This is a genomic window from Candidimonas nitroreducens (genome assembly GCF_002209565.1).
GTDB classification, from domain to species: Bacteria; Pseudomonadota; Gammaproteobacteria; order Burkholderiales; family Burkholderiaceae_B; genus Candidimonas; species Candidimonas nitroreducens.
This window is the reverse complement of sequence record NZ_NJIH01000010.1, coordinates 24934-41409: the sequence shown is the minus strand read 5'-3', so window position 1 is coordinate 41409 and position 16476 is coordinate 24934. Positions and strand designations below refer to the sequence as shown.

The 16476-nt window shown below is 63.1% G+C and carries 13 protein-coding genes and 1 pseudogene; 9 read left to right on the top strand and 5 right to left on the bottom strand.

The genetic code is table 11. The features are described from left to right. Positions 1 to 5: 5 nt before the first annotated feature. From nuoL to CEY11_RS26015, 5 genes and pseudogenes are all read left to right on the top strand, one after another. Positions 6 to 2066, top strand: a complete 2061-nt coding sequence (gene nuoL / locus CEY11_RS17535) for an NADH-quinone oxidoreductase subunit L (protein ID WP_088604717.1) — start codon at positions 6 to 8, stop codon at positions 2064 to 2066. Further along, entirely contained in the window at positions 2063 to 3565 is a 1503-nt protein-coding gene (locus CEY11_RS17530; protein WP_088604935.1) for an NADH-quinone oxidoreductase subunit M, read from the top strand. The genes nuoL and CEY11_RS17530 overlap by 4 nt, the downstream gene beginning before the upstream one ends. 3 nt (positions 3566 to 3568) lie before the next feature. Further along, positions 3569 to 5062, top strand: a complete 1494-nt coding sequence (nuoN, locus tag CEY11_RS17525; protein ID WP_088604716.1) for an NADH-quinone oxidoreductase subunit NuoN — start codon at positions 3569 to 3571, stop codon at positions 5060 to 5062. Positions 5063 to 5421: 359 nt separating this feature from the next. Next, positions 5422 to 5649: pseudogene (locus tag CEY11_RS26020) on the top strand (DUF2818 family protein); the annotation flags it as partial. Between the two features lie 45 nt (positions 5650 to 5694). After that, positions 5695 to 5964 (top strand): DUF2818 family protein, encoded by a 270-nt coding sequence (locus CEY11_RS26015; protein ID WP_408608143.1) that lies wholly within the window; start codon positions 5695 to 5697, stop codon positions 5962 to 5964. Between the two features lie 63 nt (positions 5965 to 6027). Here the strand turns inward: CEY11_RS26015 and CEY11_RS17515 are convergent, their stop codons facing one another. The 4 genes from CEY11_RS17515 to mfd all read right to left on the bottom strand — a co-directional run bounded on the left by CEY11_RS17515 (position 6028) and on the right by mfd (position 11723). Then, positions 6028 to 6309 carry a type II toxin-antitoxin system RelE family toxin gene (locus CEY11_RS17515; protein ID WP_088604714.1) on the bottom strand — a complete coding sequence of 94 codons (282 nt, stop codon included), beginning with the start codon at positions 6307 to 6309 and terminating at the stop codon, positions 6028 to 6030. After that, positions 6299 to 6547 (bottom strand): type II toxin-antitoxin system Phd/YefM family antitoxin, encoded by a 249-nt coding sequence (locus CEY11_RS17510; RefSeq protein WP_088604713.1) that lies wholly within the window; start codon positions 6545 to 6547, stop codon positions 6299 to 6301. The genes CEY11_RS17515 and CEY11_RS17510 overlap by 11 nt, the downstream gene beginning before the upstream one ends. A 675-nt stretch (positions 6548 to 7222) precedes the next feature. Continuing rightward, entirely contained in the window at positions 7223 to 8068 is an 846-nt protein-coding gene (gene serB / locus CEY11_RS17505) for a phosphoserine phosphatase SerB (protein WP_088604712.1), read from the bottom strand. Positions 8069 to 8258: 190 nt separating this feature from the next. Continuing rightward, positions 8259 to 11723 carry a transcription-repair coupling factor gene (gene mfd, locus CEY11_RS17500; RefSeq protein WP_088604711.1) on the bottom strand — a complete coding sequence of 1155 codons (3465 nt, stop codon included), beginning with the start codon at positions 11721 to 11723 and terminating at the stop codon, positions 8259 to 8261. Between the two features lie 27 nt (positions 11724 to 11750). Between mfd and CEY11_RS17495 the strand changes: the two genes are divergently transcribed. Then, entirely contained in the window at positions 11751 to 12605 is an 855-nt protein-coding gene (locus CEY11_RS17495; RefSeq protein ID WP_088604934.1) for an IspD/TarI family cytidylyltransferase, read from the top strand. Positions 12606 to 12809: 204 nt separating this feature from the next. Continuing rightward, a complete protein-coding gene (ispF, locus tag CEY11_RS17485; RefSeq protein WP_088604709.1) occupies positions 12810 to 13328 on the top strand; it encodes a 2-C-methyl-D-erythritol 2,4-cyclodiphosphate synthase in 519 nt (172 codons plus the stop codon). 175 nt (positions 13329 to 13503) lie between these two features. On the opposite strand, the gene CEY11_RS17480 is transcribed toward ispF, so the two are convergent. Continuing rightward, complete coding sequence (locus CEY11_RS17480) at positions 13504 to 14376, bottom strand: helix-turn-helix domain-containing protein (RefSeq protein ID WP_158215358.1); 873 nt, start codon at positions 14374 to 14376, stop codon at positions 13504 to 13506. A 633-nt stretch (positions 14377 to 15009) separates the two neighbouring features. Between CEY11_RS17480 and CEY11_RS25205 the strand changes: the two genes are divergently transcribed. Both CEY11_RS25205 and CEY11_RS17475 read left to right on the top strand, forming a co-directional pair. Then, positions 15010 to 15495: a hypothetical protein gene (locus CEY11_RS25205; RefSeq protein WP_143322913.1), complete on the top strand. Its 486-nt coding sequence runs from the start codon at positions 15010 to 15012 to the stop codon at positions 15493 to 15495. A 115-nt stretch (positions 15496 to 15610) separates the two neighbouring features. After that, a complete protein-coding gene (locus CEY11_RS17475) occupies positions 15611 to 16297 on the top strand; it encodes a hypothetical protein (protein ID WP_143322908.1) in 687 nt (228 codons plus the stop codon). Positions 16298 to 16476: the final 179 nt, after the last annotated feature.

The following is a 16476-nucleotide window of genomic DNA, read 5'->3' as shown; positions in this document are numbered from 1 at the left end:
CAAACATGCAGAACACGAATTCCACATCACTTTATCTCGTCATCGCTTTTGCACCGCTGGTCACCGCCATCATGGCGGGCTTCTGGGGTACGGGCTTTCTGGGCCGCTCGGTCAGCCGCCGCGCGTCGCACTACCTGACCATCGCCGGCGTGTTCATTTCATTCGTCTGCTCGGTGGCGGTGCTGTTCCAGGTGCTGGGCGGAGACGGCTTCGACGGTACGGTCTATACCTGGACGCTGATCGGCCATACGCCGCTGGAAATCGGCTTCCTGATCGACCCGCTGTCGGCGCTGATGATGGTGGTGGTGACCTCGGTGTCGCTGATGGTGCACATCTACACCATCGGCTACATGGCCGACGACCCGGGCTACCAGCGCTTCTTCTCGTATATATCGCTGTTCACCTTCTCGATGCTGATGCTGGTCATGTCCAATAACATGCTCCAGCTGTTCTTCGGCTGGGAGGCGGTGGGCCTGGTGTCGTACCTGCTGATCGGCTTCTGGTACACGCGTCCGACGGCGATCTTCGCCAACCTCAAGGCCTTCCTGATCAACCGCGTGGGCGACTTCGGCTTCGTGCTCGGCATAGGCCTGCTGTTCGCCTACACCGGCAGCATGCACTACAGCGAGGTGTTCCAGGGTGCGCAGAAGCTGGCCGGCACCAGCTTTCCGGGCACCGACTGGCAACTGCTGACTGTGGCGGCCATTTCCCTGTTCGTCGGCGCCATGGGCAAGTCGGCCCAGGTGCCGCTGCATGCCTGGCTGCCCGATTCCATGGAAGGCCCGACGCCGATTTCCGCCCTGATCCACGCGGCCACCATGGTCACGGCGGGTATCTTCATGGTGGCGCGCTTCTCGCCGGTGTTCGAGCATTCCGACACGGCCCTGTCCTTCGTCATGGTGATCGGCGCCATCGGCGCCTTGTTCCTGGGCATACTGGGCGTCATCCAGAACGACATCAAGCGGGTCATCGCCTATTCCACGCTGTCGCAGCTGGGCTACATGACCGTGGCGCTGGGCGCCTCGGCCTATTCGGCGGCCATCTTCCACCTGATGACGCACGCCTTCTTCAAGGCGCTGCTGTTCCTGGGTGCGGGCTCGGTCATCATCGCCATGCATCACGACCAGGACATCCGCAACATGGGCGGGCTGCGCAAGTACATGCCGATCACCTGGATCACTTTCCTGGCCGGCACGCTGGCGCTGGTGGGTACGCCATTCTTCGCCGGCTTCTATTCCAAAGAGCACATCATCGAGGCGGCGGCTGCGGCCGACGTGTGGGGCGCGGGCTTTGCGCACTATGCCACGCTGATCGGTGTGTTCGTGACCTCGCTGTATTCCTTCCGCGTGTACTTCCTGGTGTTCCACGGCAAAGAGCGCTTCGATACTTCGGGCCATGGCCATGAGGCGCACGCCGCGCATGCGGAGCACGACGAGCATGACGCGCATGGTGCCCACGATGATGCCCACGGCGATCATCATCATGGCGGCGTGCCGAAGGAATCGCCCTGGGTGGTGACGCTGCCGCTGATCCTGCTGGCGATTCCGTCGGTGGTGGCCGGCGCGCTGTTCATCGACCCGCTGCTGTTCAACGGCTATTTCAAGAAGTCGATCATGGTGCTGGCCGAGCACCCGGCCATGGCCGAGATCGCCGGCGAATGGCATGGCTGGCTGGCCTATGGCTTGCATGCCTTCATTACCCTGCCGTTCTGGCTGACGGTGGCGGGCCTGGCTGTTGCCTGGTATTGCTACCTGGTGAATCCCAGTGCGGCCACGGCCATACGCAAACGCTTTTCGGGCGTGTACACGGTGCTCGAGAACAAGTACTACGACGACTGGTTCAACGAGCAGGTGCTGGCGCGCGGCGCGCGCTGGCTGGGCCACGGCCTGTGGCAGGGCGGCGACCGCGGCATCATCGACGGGCTGGTCAACGGCAGCGCCCGCCTGATGGGCTGGTTCTCGGGGGTCACCAGGTATATCCAGTCCGGCTTTATCTATCATTACGCCTTTGCGATGATCATCGGCATCATGGCTTTTCTAACCTTTTTCGTGCTGACGGTTCACTGATGGCTAGCGATATGGCGTCTTCTACTATTCCCTGGTTAACGCTTGCAATCTTCGTACCCATCGTGGCCGGCCTGGTGGTGCTGCTGCTGGGCAGCGACGAGCGGGCGGAATTCACGCGCAAGCTGTCCTTGGCCGGCTCGGTGCTGGGTTTCCTGGTAACGATTCCGATCTATACGGGCTTCAACCCGGACACGGCCAAGATGCAGTTCGTGGAAAAGGCCTCGTGGATCAAGACCTATGCGGTCAATTACCACCTGGGCGTGGACGGCATTTCGCTGTGGTTCGTGTTGTTGACCGCGTTCATCACGGTGATCGTGGTGCTGGCCGGCTGGCAGGTGATCACCAAGCGCGTGTCGCAGTACATGGCCGCCTTCCTGATTTTGTCGGGGCTGATGATAGGCGTGTTCGTGGCGATGGACGGCATGCTGTTCTATGTGTTCTTCGAGGCCACGCTGATCCCCATGTACCTGATCATCGGGGTGTGGGGCGGGCCGAACCGGGTCTATGCGGCGTTCAAGTTTTTTCTGTACACGCTGGCGGGCTCGCTGCTGACGCTGGTCGCGTTTCTGTACCTGTGGCATGTGGCGGGCGGCTCGTTCGACATCCAGACCTGGCAGCAGATGAAGCTGGGCTATACGCCGCAAATACTGGTGTTCGTGGCGCTGCTGGCGGCTTTCGCCGTGAAAGTGCCGATGTGGCCGGTGCATACGTGGTTGCCGGACGCGCACGTCGAGGCCCCCACCGGCGGCTCGGTGGTGCTGGCGGCCATCATGCTGAAGCTGGGCGCCTACGGTTTTCTGCGCTTCTCGCTGCCGATCACGCCGGACGCCTCGCACAGCCTGTCCGGCCTGATGATCGCGCTGTCGCTGATCGCCGTCATCTACATCGGCCTGGTGGCCATCGTCCAGGACGACATGAAGAAGCTGGTGGCGTATTCGTCGGTGGCGCACATGGGCTTCGTGACCCTGGGCTTTTTCATCTTCAACACGGCCGGGATCGAAGGCGCGATCGTGCAGATGATCTCGCACGGCTTCGTCTCCGGCGCCATGTTCCTGTGCATTGGCGTGCTGTACGACCGCCTGCACACGCGCCGCATCGCCGACTACGGCGGCGTGATCAATGTCATGCCGCGCTTCGTCACGCTGTTCGTGCTGTTCTCGATGGCCAACAGCGGCCTGCCGGCAACCAGCGGTTTTGTGGGTGAATTCACGGTGATCATGGGCGCGGTTCAATACAACTTCTGGATCGGCCTGCTGGCGGCCACGGCACTGATCTGGGGCGCGGCCTATTCCCTGTGGATGGTCAAGCGGGTCGCCTACGGCGACATCGGCAACGACCACGTACGCGAGATGAACGATCTGGACAAACGGGAGTTCTTCATTCTCGGCCTGATGGCGATCCTGGTGCTGTACATGGGCATCTATCCCAAGCCTTTCACCGATGTCATGCATGTGTCGGTGCAGGCTCTGCTGCAGCACGTCTCCGTCTCGAAACTGTAGATCATTATGCAAACTCCATTTCATTTCGCCCTGGCCGCACCCGAGATTCTGCTGCTCGTCCTGACGGTGGTGGTGTTGATCGCCGATGCCTGCAACAAGTCGGACAACCGCAACGGCACCTTCGTATTGAGCCTGGTCAGCGTACTGGTGCTGATCGCGGTGTCGCTGTGGCAGTGGCATGACGGCATTTCCGGCCGCACTTTCAATGGCCTGTATGTGGCCGACCCGTTGGCGCACTTCCTGAAGATACTGTCGTACATTGCGGTGGCTGCGACCTTCATCTATGGCCGTGCGTACGCCGAACAGCGCGACATGCTCAGCCATGGCGGCGAGCTGTACACGCTGACGCTGCTGGCCTTGCTGGGCCAGATGGTGATGATCTCGGCCGGCAGCCTGCTGATGGTGTACCTGGGCGTGGAGCTGATGTCGTTCGCGCTGTACGCGCTGATCGCGCTGCGCCGCGATCACTCGCAGTCGATCGAAGCGGCGATGAAGTATTTCGTGCTGGGCGCGCTGGCCTCGGGCGTGCTGCTGTACGGGCTGTCGATGATCTACGGCGCCACCGGCACGCTGGATCTGGTGCGCGTGGCCCAGGCGATAAGCAGTGGCAAGGTGGCGATGCTGCCGCTGGTCTTCGGCCTGGTGTTCATCGTGTCGGGCCTGGCGTTCAAGCTGGGTGCCGTGCCGTTCCACATGTGGGTGCCCGATGTCTACCACGGCGCGCCCACCGCGATCACGCTGACGCTGGGCGCGGCGCCCAAGCTGGCTGCCTTCGCGATCGTGCTGCGCCTGCTGGTAACCGGCCTGCACGGGCTGGCGGTGGACTGGCAGCCGATGCTGCTGGTCATGGCAGTGCTGTCGCTGGCGGTGGGCAATATCACGGCCATCGTGCAAACCAATTTCAAGCGCATGCTGGCGTATTCGACCATCTCGCACATGGGTTTCGTGTTCCTGGGGCTGCTGTCCGGCGTGGTGGCAGGCCGTCCGGGTGCGGCCGGCCCGGCCTATGGCTCGGCGCTGTTCTACATCGTGATCTACGTACTGACCACGCTGAGCACTTTCGGTCTGATCATGCTGCTTAGCCGCAAGGGCTTCGAGTGCGAGCAGATTGCCGACCTGAAGGGCCTCAACCGGCGCAATCCGGTACTGGCAGGGGTGCTGCTGGTGGCGATGTTCTCGCTGACGGGCATTCCCCCCATGGCGGGCTTCTACGCGAAGCTGGCGGTGCTGGAAGCCCTGATCGGCGCCGGCCACGTGGCGATGGCTGTGGTGGCGGTGATGTTCTCGCTGGTGGGTGCCTATTACTACCTGCGGGTAGTGAAGATGGCTTATTTCGACGAGCCCGAAGGCGAGGCCGCGGATGCGACCGGCGCTTGCGGGGTGATACCCGGCGGGCTGATGTCGATCAATGGCCTGCTGGTGCTGCTGCTGGGCGTACTGCCTGGCGGCCTGATGGGCTTGTGTGTGCAGGTCATAGAGTCGTCGCTGCACTTTTAGACGGGCGGTCAGCTGCGGGCGGCTAGCCACGGGCGGTCAGCTACAGGCGGCCGGCTGTGGGCGGCCTGCTGCGCAGGCTAGTGGTGGGTGGCTGGATGTGCACCACTAGCGGCTGGCGTTACGCTGCTCGATGCCGCTACTCCAGGTTTGTAGTATCCCAGAACACAGGCGTCGCGCCCGCTGCGGTGTGCGCCCGGCGTGTGCCCGGGCTCGGGCCGGGGGCGCCAATGGCGGCGCGCCCATAACCCGGCGGCAGGCATGGTGAAGCGGGCCGGGCCGGCGCCGCGGGCGCATAATCCGTCACGCCTGCCCTGGGCCGCCCGCTGTGGCGGGCCCGGAATCGAATTGCAAGGAAATGCATGGATCAGTCTTCGGCTGTTTGGATATTGATAGTGCTCGCTCTGGTGACGGCCAATCTGCCGTTCCTGATCGAGCGGCCGCTGCTGGTGCTGCCTTGGGCGCTGCCCGGAGAATCGGAGCGCCCGCAATGGCTGCGCTGGGCCGAGTCGCTGGCGTTTTTCGTGCTGCTGGTGGCGCTGGCTTATGCGGTGCTGGTGTTGATCGGGCAGTCGTTTTTCGCGGGCGCGTCGGCGGCGGCGGTGGGCTTGTTCGTGCTGAAGGTGGTGGTGGCGATGGCTGTGGCGGCAGCGATCCTGGCATACGCGGGCTGGCGCAACCGGGGCCGCGAGGTGCACAAGTCGTTTTTCGTGCGCTTGCTGGAGGTGCTGGTCTTTTATGGCTTGGTGGGCGCGCTGGGTTTCGCGTTCGAGGCGAATATCGGCAATGTGTTTCACCAGACGTGGGAGTTTTATGCGGTGACTCTCAGCCTGTTCCTGGTGCTGGGGTATCCGGGGTTTGTGTACCGGTATTTGTTGCGGCGGCGCAAGGGACGGGGAAGTTAAGGGGTATCGCAGGCTGAGGCTGCGAGCGGCTCGGGCCGGTTTGGCTTTTGGGTTTTTTTGATGTCAGCGTTTGGCCGCCGTGGCGTAGACCGCATTGCGTTCGCGCTTACCGATGGCGACAACGACTACGACGATTTCTGCGTCGCGTGCTTCATAGACTAGCCGATAGCCTATGGATTTGAGCTTGATTTTGTAGCGGTCGGCGTGGCCTTGTAGCTTGGCGGCAGGCACGCGGGGGTCTTGCAGGCGTTCTTCGAGCTTTTTCTTGAACTGTGCACGCAGTGTTCCGTCGAGCTTGCGCCATTCCTTCAGTGCCTCGTCTTTGAGCTTCAGCCTATAGGTCATCTAGCGAGACTTCGAATTCTGCCTGACCTTGGCGGGAGTCGGCAATGGCATTCAGTTCCAGGTCTTCCAGGCGGCTCATCAGGGCTTCGTAGGCTTTGGCGGGGATGCAATAGAACGCAGGCTCGTTGCGATTGAGGATGGCCACGGGGAAGCCTTCGCCCGCCGCCACGGTGCCCATGGGATTGCGCTTGAGTTCGGAGACGCTGGCCGTTGTTTCAGCGAGAAGGGTATGGGCCATGAGGGGACTCGTTAATGGTGTCTTTAATGGTGCTAATTGTAGTGCTTCCACGAGTGTTCTTCAATTGGGGGCGAAGGTGTGGTTGTGGATTTGGCTCGTCATGGGGCCTTGGTTCGTCGACGGATTGGTTCTTGATCCGCGGCCTAGAACGGGGTACCTCCTTCCGGTTCGATACCCCACTCACCTCCAGGAGGCACCCCGTTCTCTCCGCTTGTTTTGTAGGCGAGTGGGGGCTGTAGGCTTTGGTTCGTCGACGGATTGGTTCTTGACCCGCGGCCTAGAACGGGGTATCTCCTTCCGGTTCGATACCCCACTCACCTCCAGGAGGCACCCCGTTCTCTCCGCTTGTTTTGTAGGCGAGTGGGGGCTGTAGGCTTTGGTTCGTCGACGGATTGGTTCTTGATCCGCGGCCTAGAACGGGGTACCTCCTTCCGGTTCGATACCCCACTCACCTCCAGGAGGTACCCCGTTCTCTCCGCTCGTGTTGTAGACGGGTGGGGGCTGCAGGTTTTGCTGCGTCGTCGGTCGGGTTCTTGAACCGCGGCCTGGAATGGGGCATCTCCCTCCGGTTCGATGACCCGCACACCTCCGGGAGACGCCCCATTCCCTCCGCTCGTGTCGTAGGCGGGCGGAGGCTTTGGGGTCTTGGCGTGCGCCGCGGCGCACGGGTGGGGCTTAGCCCCGGAACCAGTTCAGTACGGCGTCCAGGCCGCTGTAGTTCAGGGCGTAGCGGGTTTGCTGGCGCACTACGGGCTTGGCGCGGTAGGCGACGGAGTAGTGCGCCAGGGCCAGCATTTTCAGGTCGTTGGCGCCGTCGCCCATGGCGATGATTTGTTCGGGGGCGGCGCCGGTATCAAAGGCCAGGGCTTGCAGGTAGGCGGCCTTGGCCTGGCCGTCGACGATGTCGCCGAGCACGCGGCCGGTGAGTTTGCCCTGGTCGATCTCGAGCACGTTGGCGTGGGTCTCGTCCAGGCCCAGGCGCTGTTTGAGGCGTTCGGTGTAGAAGGTGAAGCCGCCCGAGACCAGCATGATTTTCAGGCCGGCGGCCTTGGCCGAGACGATCAGGCGTTCGGCGCCGGGGTTGGTGCGCAGTCTTTCGTCGTAGACGCGTTCCAGGGCTTTTTGCGGCACGCCGCGCAGCAGTGCGACGCGGCGCCGCAGGCTTTCGGAAAAGTCTTTGATCTCGCCGCGCATGGCGGCTTCGGTGATGGCTGCGACTTCGGCCTTGCGGCCGGCCATGTCGGCGATTTCGTCGATGCACTCGATGTTGATGAGCGTGGAGTCCATGTCGGAAGCCAGGATCTTGCATTCGGCCAGGCGCGGCACGCGTTCGAGGTAGGCGTAGTCGACGTGCAGTTCGGCGCAGAGGCGCTCGACCTCGGGCCGTGTGGCGGGGTCGACGTCGAGCAGGCGCGTGGCGGTGGTGCTCAGGCTCTGCAGGCCGTTGGCGGCGGCGACGGCGGCGATTTGTTCGGCCTTGGCGGCGTCGAGGTCGGGGGCTTGCAGGATCAGGTGAGTCATGGAGTCGGGTTCGGTGAGAGAAGAGTGACGCGGCCAATGTGGAGGGCGCCGAGTGTATCGGGAGCAGCCGCCATGGCATGCTGAGCGCCGGCTGTTGCCGCAGTAGCCATGGCGTTCATCATGCCGGCACCCGCAGCGGTGGCTGTGACAGGCTTCATGCCGGCATTCGCAGCCGCGACCGCGGCAGGTTTCACGTCAGCGCCCGCAGCACGCCGCGCACGGCTTCGATGCGGGCGTTGACTTGTGCGCCCTGGGCGATGTCGACGCGCAGTTTGTCCTGGCCGGCCAATTTTACCTGGCGCTGCTTTTGCACCAGTTCGATGATGCGCATGGGGTCGACGTTGGGCTTGGCCGAGAACTGGATCACGGCCTGGGTGTCGCTGGCGTCGATCTTGGTCACGCCCAGGGGCTCGGCGGCCAGCCGCAGCCTGTGGGTGGCGAGCAGGGTCTGGGCGGGTTCGGGCAGTTTGCCGTAGCGGTCTATGAGTTCTTCCTGGATGGCGATGAGGGCGTCGCCGTCGCGGGCGTGCGAGAGTTTTTTGTACAGGCCTAGGCGGGCATGGACGTCGGCGCAGTAGTCGGCGGGCAGCAGGGCCGGGGCGTGCAGGTTGACTTCGCAGGCCAGGGCGAAGGGCGAGTCGAGGTCGGGTTCTTCGCCGGCCTTGAGGGCGCGCACCGCGGTTTCCAGCATCTCGGAATACATGGAGAAGCCGATCTCGTGGATGTTGCCCGACTGGGACTCGCCCAGCACTTCGCCGGTGCCGCGTATTTCCAGGTCGTGCATGGCCAGATAGAAGCCCGAGCCGAGTTCTTCCATGGCCTGTATGGCTTCCAGGCGTTTCTTGGCGTTGGAGGTGATGGCGTCTTCGCCCGGGGTCAGCAGGTAGGCGTAGGCCTGGTGGTGCGAGCGTCCGACGCGGCCGCGCAGCTGGTGCAGCTGGGCCAGGCCGAGGCGGTCGGCGCGGTGGATGACGATGGTGTTGGCGCTGGGCACATCGATGCCGGTCTCGATGATGGTGGTGCACAGCAGGACGTTGTAGCGCTGCTGGTAGAAGCCTTTCATGACGTCTTCGAGTTCGCGCTCGGGCATCTGGCCGTGCGCCACGGCGATGCGCGCCTCGGGCACCAGTTCCTGCAGCCGCGCCTGGCGGTTGTGGATGGTCTCGACTTCGTTGTGCAGGAAGTAGGCCTGGCCGCCGCGCTTGAGTTCGCGCAGCAGCGCCTCGCGGATGGTGCTGCCGTCTTCGCGGCGCACGAAGGTCTTGATGGCCAGGCGTTTTTGCGGCGCGGTGGCGATCACGGAAAAATCGCGTATGCCTTCCAGCGACATGCCCAGGGTGCGCGGTATGGGGGTGGCGGTGAGGGTCAGCACGTCGACTTCGGCGCGCAGCGATTTGAGCGCTTCTTTGTGGCGCACGCCGAAGCGGTGCTCTTCGTCGATGATGACCAGGCCCAGGCGCTTGAATTTGACGTCGCGCGACAGCAGTTTGTGGGTGCCGATGATGATGTCGACCTGGCCGCTGGCCAGGCCTTCGATGGCCGCGGCCACTTCCTTGGCGGAGCGGAAGCGCGACAGTTCGACGATTTTGACGGGCCAGTCGGCGTAGCGGTCGGCGAAGGTCTGGGCGTGCTGCTCGGCCAGCAGGGTGGTGGGGCACAGCAGCGCCACCTGCTTGTTGTTCATCACCGAGAGGAAGGCGGCACGCAGGGCGACTTCGGTCTTGCCGAAGCCCACGTCGCCGCAGACCAGGCGATCCATGGGACGGCCGGAGGTCATGTCGCCGATGACGGCTTCGATGGCCGCGGCCTGGTCGGGAGTTTCTTCGAAACCGAAGCCTTCGACGAAGGCCTGGTAGTCGCTGGGCGGCATCTTGAAGGCGTAGCCCTCGCGGGCGGCGCGCTGCGCGTACAGGGCGAGCAGTTCGGCGGCGGCATCGCGCACCTGCTTGGCGGCCTTGCGCCGTGCGCGATCCCACTGGCCCGAGCCGAGCTGGTGCAGGGGGGCGTGCTCGGGGTCGGCGCCGCTGTAGCGCGAGATCAGGTGCAGCTGCGACACGGGCACGTACAGCGTGCTGCCGTTGGCGTATTGCAGGTGCAGGAATTCCATCTCGCCTTCGCCCAGATCCATGCTGGCCAGGCCCATGTAGCGGCCGATGCCGTGCTGGGCGTGCACTACCGGGCCGCCTTCGCGCAGCTCGGCGAGGTCGCGCACCATGGCTTCGACGTTGCTGCTGCGTTCCTGGGCGCGGCGGCTGCGCCGTGTGCCGCCGCGCGCCTGGCTGGGGTAGAGGTCGTTCTCGGTCAGCAGGGTGATTGGCTCGGCGTTCAGGCCAAAGCCCGCGGCCAGCGGCGCGACGATCAGGGCATAGCGGCTGTCGGATTCGAGGAAGGCGCGCAGCGATTCGGGCCGCGTATCGGGCAGCAGGTCGAGGTCGGCCAGCATCTGCAGCAGGGTTTCGCGCCGGCCGGCGGAGTCGGCGCACAGGGCGACGCGGCCATCGGTACGCCCAAGCAGGTTGCGCAGGCGCGATAGCGGGTCTTCGGCGCGCCGCAGTACGGCCACGTCGGGCGCCGGCGTGAAGTCGGGGTGCGGGCCGCTCTTGACCAGGGCCAGGCGGGCGAAGGCCTTGAGCCGGGTATACAGGGTTTCGTCGTCGAGGAACAGATCCTCGGGCGGCAGTACGGGGCGCTCGCGGTCGCTTTTCAGGAACTGGTAGCGTCCGCGCGTGTCATCGTGGAACTGGCGCATGGCCGCGTCGGCGTCGCCGACGGTAATGGCCAGTGTGCCGGGCGCGAGGTAGTCGAATAGTGTGGCGGTTTGTTCGAAGAACAGCGGCAGATAGTATTCGACGCCCGCAAAGGCGATGCCGTTGCCCATGTCCTTGTAGGGCACGGCGCGCGAGGGGTCGCCTTCGAAGGTTTCGCGAAAGCGTGCGCGGAAATTATTGCGGGCGGCCTCGTCCATGGGGAATTCGCGCCCCGGCAGCAGGCGGATTTCCTTGACGGGATAGACGCTGCGCTGCGTATCGATGTCGAAGCTGCGGATGGACTCGATCTCGCGGTCGAAGAGGTCGAGCCGGTAGGGCAGCGCCGAGCCCATGGGGAACAGGTCGATGAGTCCGCCGCGAATGCAGAATTCGCCCGGCGCGGTGACCTGCGTGACGTGCTGGTAGTTGGCCAGCGTCAGCTGGCGGCGCAGCGCTTCTTCGTCGAGCTCGTCGCCCTGGCGGAACGAAAAGGTGTAGGCGGCCAGGAACGAGGGCGGCGGCAGACGGTACAGGGCCGTGGTGACGGGCACGGTCAGTACGTCCACGTCTTGTTGCAGCAGCGCGTGCAGGGTGTGCAGGCGTTCGGAAATCAGATCCTGGTGTGGCGAGAAGCTGTCATAGGGCAGGGTTTCCCAATCGGGGAACTGGCGCAGGCGCAATTCGGGCGCGAACAGCAGCATTTCCTCGGCCAGGCGCTGGGCGGCCAGCGGGTCGGCGCACAGCACCAGCAGCGGCTGCTGCGCGGCGCGCGCCAGCTCGGCCAGCAGCCAGGCGTCGCCCGATCCGGGCGGCAGCGGCTGTACGTAGCGCTGGCCCGGTTTCAGGGCCGGAAGCAGTGCGGAAATGGAGGGGAGCGGAGAGGACAGGAGAGGTGCGTGTGTGGCCATCAGGGCTTCGATTATAAAATCTCTTGCATGACGGAAAAAATAATTGCCATTGTTCCCGCCGCCGGGATCGGCGCCAGGGCTCGCGAGCCGCATGTTGCGGGGCTCGCGCCTGCCGCCGCGGTGCCCAGGCCTGCCGCTGCCGGCGCTACTGTGGCGTCGAACCCGCGGCATGGCATGGACGGCGATGCGGCCGCTGCGCCGCTGCCCAAGCAGTACCGGCTGCTCAAGGGCGAGCCCATGCTGCGCTGGGCCGTCAGGGCGCTGCTGGCCGAACCGCGCATCGCCCAGGTGCGGGTGGCGGTGGCTGCGGGCGATCCCTGGGCAGATAGCGCGTTGGCCGGACTGCCGCGCACTCTGTGGCGCGCTTGCGGCGGCCCGAGCCGTGCGGCTACCGTGATGGCGGCACTGCGCGATGCGGCACCGGCTCCCGCCGATTGGGTGCTGGTGCACGATGCCGCACGCCCCGGCCTGCCTGCGCAGGCTCTGGCGCGCCTGATCGATACGTGTCTGGCGCGGGGCAGCGGCGCCTTGCTGGCGCTGCCGGTGGGCGATACGGTCAAGCGCGGCACGGCACCCGGCCCCGCTGCGGATTGTGTGCTGACCGGCTCTGACGGTACGCTGCTGCCGGCCGCTGCGGCGCTGGCTGCGGTAGAGGCAACGGTGCCGCGCGAGGCGCTGTGGTTGGCCCAGACCCCGCAAATGTTCCGGGCCGGGCTGCTGCTCGATGCTCTGCTGGCTGCGCAGAGCGCCGGAGCCACTGTCACCGACGAGGCGTCGGCCCTCGAACGCCTGGGCAAGCGGCCGGCTCTGGTGCCTGGCTCGGTGCGCAATTTCAAAGTGACCTGGCCGGAGGATTTTGAGTTGATGGAGAAATGGCTGTGAGAGCGCCGTCCGCCCGGTTCCGATGCGCAGGCAGCCCTACGCGCGCAAGGTGGCCGGCGTGACGTGTCGCCGTGCCGCCGGCCGCCGCATGTTTGCGCGGTGCTTGCCCTACACGGTGATTTTGCGGCGCAGCGCGGCGTCTCGGGCCGGCCGCCCCGGCATGCGCTCGGCAAGCCGGAAAAATATGCCGGAGAACGATAATTCATGAATACACCATCGAATTCGCAACCCCAGCCCGGCCTGCCGTTCCGCGTCGGCCAGGGCTATGACGTCCACGCTTTGGTGACTGGCCGCCCGCTGATAATCGGAGGGGTGACTATTGCGCATACTCACGGCCTGCAAGGTCATTCGGATGCCGATGTGCTGCTGCATGCCGTGACCGACGCGCTGCTGGGCGCGGCGGGCCTGGGGGATATCGGGCGCCACTTCCCGGACAGCGACCCGGCCTATGCGGGCGCCGACAGCCGCGTGTTGCTGCGCCAGGCCTATGCCAAGGTGCGGGAGGCCGGATGGGTCGTCGGCAACATCGATGCCACGGTACACGCGCAGGCGCCGAAGATCGGGCCGCACGCGCCCGCCATGGCGGCCAACATCGCCGCCGATCTCGGCATCGGCGCGGCGGCGGTCAATATCAAGGCCAAAACCAATGAGGGCCTGGGCTACCTGGGCCGCCGCGAAGGTATCGCGGCGACCGTAGTGGCGCTGTTGATGCGCGGGGCTTAGTGTCGTGTCTCAGAAGTTCGCACCCATGAAATCGCGTCTTCGCGCGCAGGGCGGCGTTGCAAATCCTCGCGATAGTTACGACTATCGCTGCGGTTTGCGCCTTGCCCTGCACACGAATCCATCAATTTCATTATGGGCACGAACTTCTGAGACACGACACTAGGGTGAACAGGCCCTAATGCAGGCGCTGGATCCAGCAACTGAGCTTCATGGGCGTGCGGTGTTCGTCCCAGTGGCGCGGTAGTTCATAGAACTGCTCGACGAAGCACGCCGCCGATAGCGTATAGCCGGAGGTAGGCAGCCAGCTGTTCAGCAGCTCGTCGTAGATGCCCGGGATTTCCCCCATGAGGAAGTCGCCCTGGACACTGGCGACCCGGCCCTCGGGCAGCGCGATCTCGAAAGCCCCGTCAGGCCTCTGGCCGGGGTTGCCGGACGCTCGTATGCCGCAGTAATAGCGCATGAGCGTGGCGGGCACGAACATGGGCGTGTCATAGGTGAGCCCGAAGTACGGGCCTTTGCGGATTTCCGGGGCCAACGGGTCGCACAACCTGGCGAAGTCATTCCAGCAGGCATGCCGCTCGAACGACATGCCTTCATAGCGCACCGCCCAGAAGCTTACCTGGCCGAGATGCTCGATGACCGGAGCGATGCTGGGCCGTGTGCGTGCGCCTTCGCCAAGCCGCCTGGCGTATTGAGCGGCGTATCTGCAATGCGCGTCGCGGAACTTGTGGGGGGAAATGCCCCAGTAGTGCGTGAAGGCCCGCGTGAACGCCTGCTGGCTGGAGAAGCCCGTGTCGATGGCAATCGAGAATATGGGCTGGCTGGTGTGCGCGATCACCAGCGCGCACCGCCCCATCAGGCTTCTGTGTATGTAGTCGCGGGGCGATAGCTGCAGGTATTTTTGAAACAGGCGTGCCAGGTGGAAGCGGGTCAAGCCGATCTGGCTTGCCAAGTCCTGGATCAGGGCGTCGTGTGTATTGTGCTCGGTGGATTCGTGCAGAATTTTATGTTCTATCTGGGTGACGCAGTACTGAATGCGTGGATCCATGGCAGTTCCTCTTGAGATTGCCTGACGCAAGCGCAGTGCTTTCTCTCTTGGTTCTCTTGTGCGCACTGACTTGGATAGCTCCGCGTCAATGGGATCGGAAATCATTTTTTAAAGCCTGCTTGATATGTCACAAACTGCAAAGTTTTCTTAAAAATTAAAATTTAGAATGAATTCGTGGTTGCAGTAGTTATTAATTTAGCCAGCTGTTATTTATTTAGCAGGAAGCGAAGCAACGGGGCTCGGAAAGGACGGATAAAAATTATGGAATCCGGCAGTTTTAGACTTTTCCTAGCTAATTGCGTGGAATAAATAATCTAAAAACTAGAGCTGAGAAGTGTATATCAAGTTTCTGTAAGAAACAAGATGTAAATTACTTTTCGTTGGCTCGTTGCTGAAAATATTCCGGCCGTAGTTTTCAGATTTTGGCGCATGTCATGCGCCAGGGGGACTTGTTGTCTCTTTAATCGGGAGTCCGTTTGGACATGCATGACTAGAGAGTGATAAGCCCGGTTTTTTTAAATTTGAATTAATCAATCGCTATAGCCGTCCGCGTTATTTATTGAAGTTTTGGCTCGGCGAGTGGTGTGGGACCGACTCGAGACGGAATCTCGAGATTTACGGAGGCTTTTTATCATGAAAAAAGTACTAGTAGCGGCGGTATTGGCTGTGGGATCCATCGGTCTGGCGCAGGCGTCGCCAAACAACTTTAGCTTCAATATGGACACCGTACATGGTGGCGGCGGCACGTCGGTTAGCGGGGGTAGTGGCGGGGTCAGCGGCGGCATGAGCTCCGGTGGCTACCACAACAACTCCTTCAGTGTGTCCTCGTCGAACAATAGCACGGCCAGCAATGCCACGTCGTCAATTGTGAATAACCCGTCCAACATTCAGAGCACGGATTATTCGGCTACATGGGGCTCGGGAGGCGGGTCGTTCAATGCGACTACCTCGAATATCCCGGCCGGCACATACAGCAGCAGCGGCGGTAGCAGCACCAGCACGAACAACACCTTCACTGCTGCCGGTGGCAATGGAACCGCGATGGGCGGGGGGATGGCGGGCAGCACTTTCAAGGCCGGCTCGGGTTTTGGGGGAACGTGGAGCTATGGCGGTTTTTGAGTGACAGCTTGCCGGCTACGGCTTGCAACTATCTGAGCGAAGTACATCGCTCAAGCTTGGGGTAATGGGGGCCTTCCCTCCATTGCCCCGGTTCCTCGCAGCAGGGAGAACGTTCATGAAACGTCTTTTATTGATTGCACTGATGTTTTACACGGCGGGCGCCATGGCGCAAAGCATGACGTCCAATGCCGGCGCGAGTTCCACAGCGTCGAGTTCTACCTCTGCGGGCTCCACGTCGTCTTCGGGAATGATGACCTCACAGATGGGGAACATCACCTTCCAGAATACGCCTGCCAACAGCCACCAGACGCTGGACACGACGCCGAACGTCTATATTGCGCCGAGCATGTTCGGCGGAGCCAACAACTGCGGCCAGAGCAATACGCTGGGCGTGGGCGTGACGGCATTCGGCATAGGCGGTTCCCTGGCGAGCGAAAGCAAGTCGTGCAATACGCGCTCCGATACGGCCACCGCGTATAAGCTGGGTTACAAAGAGGTTGCCGACATGCGGTTCTTCTGCTTCGGCGAGAAACCGAATCGGGAAGCCTGGGAAGCCACGGGCCACACCTGCCCGAACGACAAGGTCGCATCGAATTCAGCTTCGCCGTCGACCTCGACGACTCCCAAAGATGGATCTGCGGTGCCTTCCAAGGTGTCTTACGCCGCGCCGGCTCGGGGCAGGGCGCTTACACCGTCGTCCGGCGTGACGATTGCGTCGTCCGGATTCTCCTCGGATGATGTAGCGGTCAACGAAGACCAGGTTCCCAAGAGGTACGCCTTTTCTTCTTATGTTGAACACTAGATTTTCTATTCGGCACTGGGCTCGGCGATTGGTATAGGGGGCGATTGCGAGTCGCGTGGCCTTGGATCCCATATGCCAAGCCTGGTTGCGCGTACGAGAGTGGCAACTATGAGTGATTGAGGCTCCTATGCGGAGTTCGAACCATTCACGGGAATGGCAAATGACGATGGGCCATCAAA

Bases quoted from the DNA above. Each gene is read 5' to 3' on its own strand.
- nuoL (WP_088604717.1), top strand. From the start codon at position 6: ATGCAGAACACGAATTCCACATCACTTTATCTCGTCATCGCTTTTGCA.
- CEY11_RS26015 (WP_408608143.1), top strand. From the start codon at position 5,695: ATGGCTGTGGCGGCAGCGATCCTGGCATACGCGGGCTGGCGCAACCGG.
- CEY11_RS17515 (WP_088604714.1), bottom strand. From the start codon at position 6,309: ATGACCTATAGGCTGAAGCTCAAAGACGAGGCACTGAAGGAATGGCGC.
- CEY11_RS17510 (WP_088604713.1), bottom strand. From the start codon at position 6,547: ATGGCCCATACCCTTCTCGCTGAAACAACGGCCAGCGTCTCCGAACTC.
- serB (WP_088604712.1), bottom strand. From the start codon at position 8,068: ATGACTCACCTGATCCTGCAAGCCCCCGACCTCGACGCCGCCAAGGCC.
- mfd (WP_088604711.1), bottom strand. From the start codon at position 11,723: ATGGCCACACACGCACCTCTCCTGTCCTCTCCGCTCCCCTCCATTTCC.
- CEY11_RS17495 (WP_088604934.1), top strand. From the start codon at position 11,751: ATGACGGAAAAAATAATTGCCATTGTTCCCGCCGCCGGGATCGGCGCC.
- ispF (WP_088604709.1), top strand. From the start codon at position 12,810: ATGAATACACCATCGAATTCGCAACCCCAGCCCGGCCTGCCGTTCCGC.
- CEY11_RS17480 (WP_158215358.1), bottom strand. From the start codon at position 14,376: ATGGATCCACGCATTCAGTACTGCGTCACCCAGATAGAACATAAAATT.
- CEY11_RS25205 (WP_143322913.1), top strand. From the start codon at position 15,010: ATGAAAAAAGTACTAGTAGCGGCGGTATTGGCTGTGGGATCCATCGGT.
- CEY11_RS17475 (WP_143322908.1), top strand. From the start codon at position 15,611: ATGAAACGTCTTTTATTGATTGCACTGATGTTTTACACGGCGGGCGCC.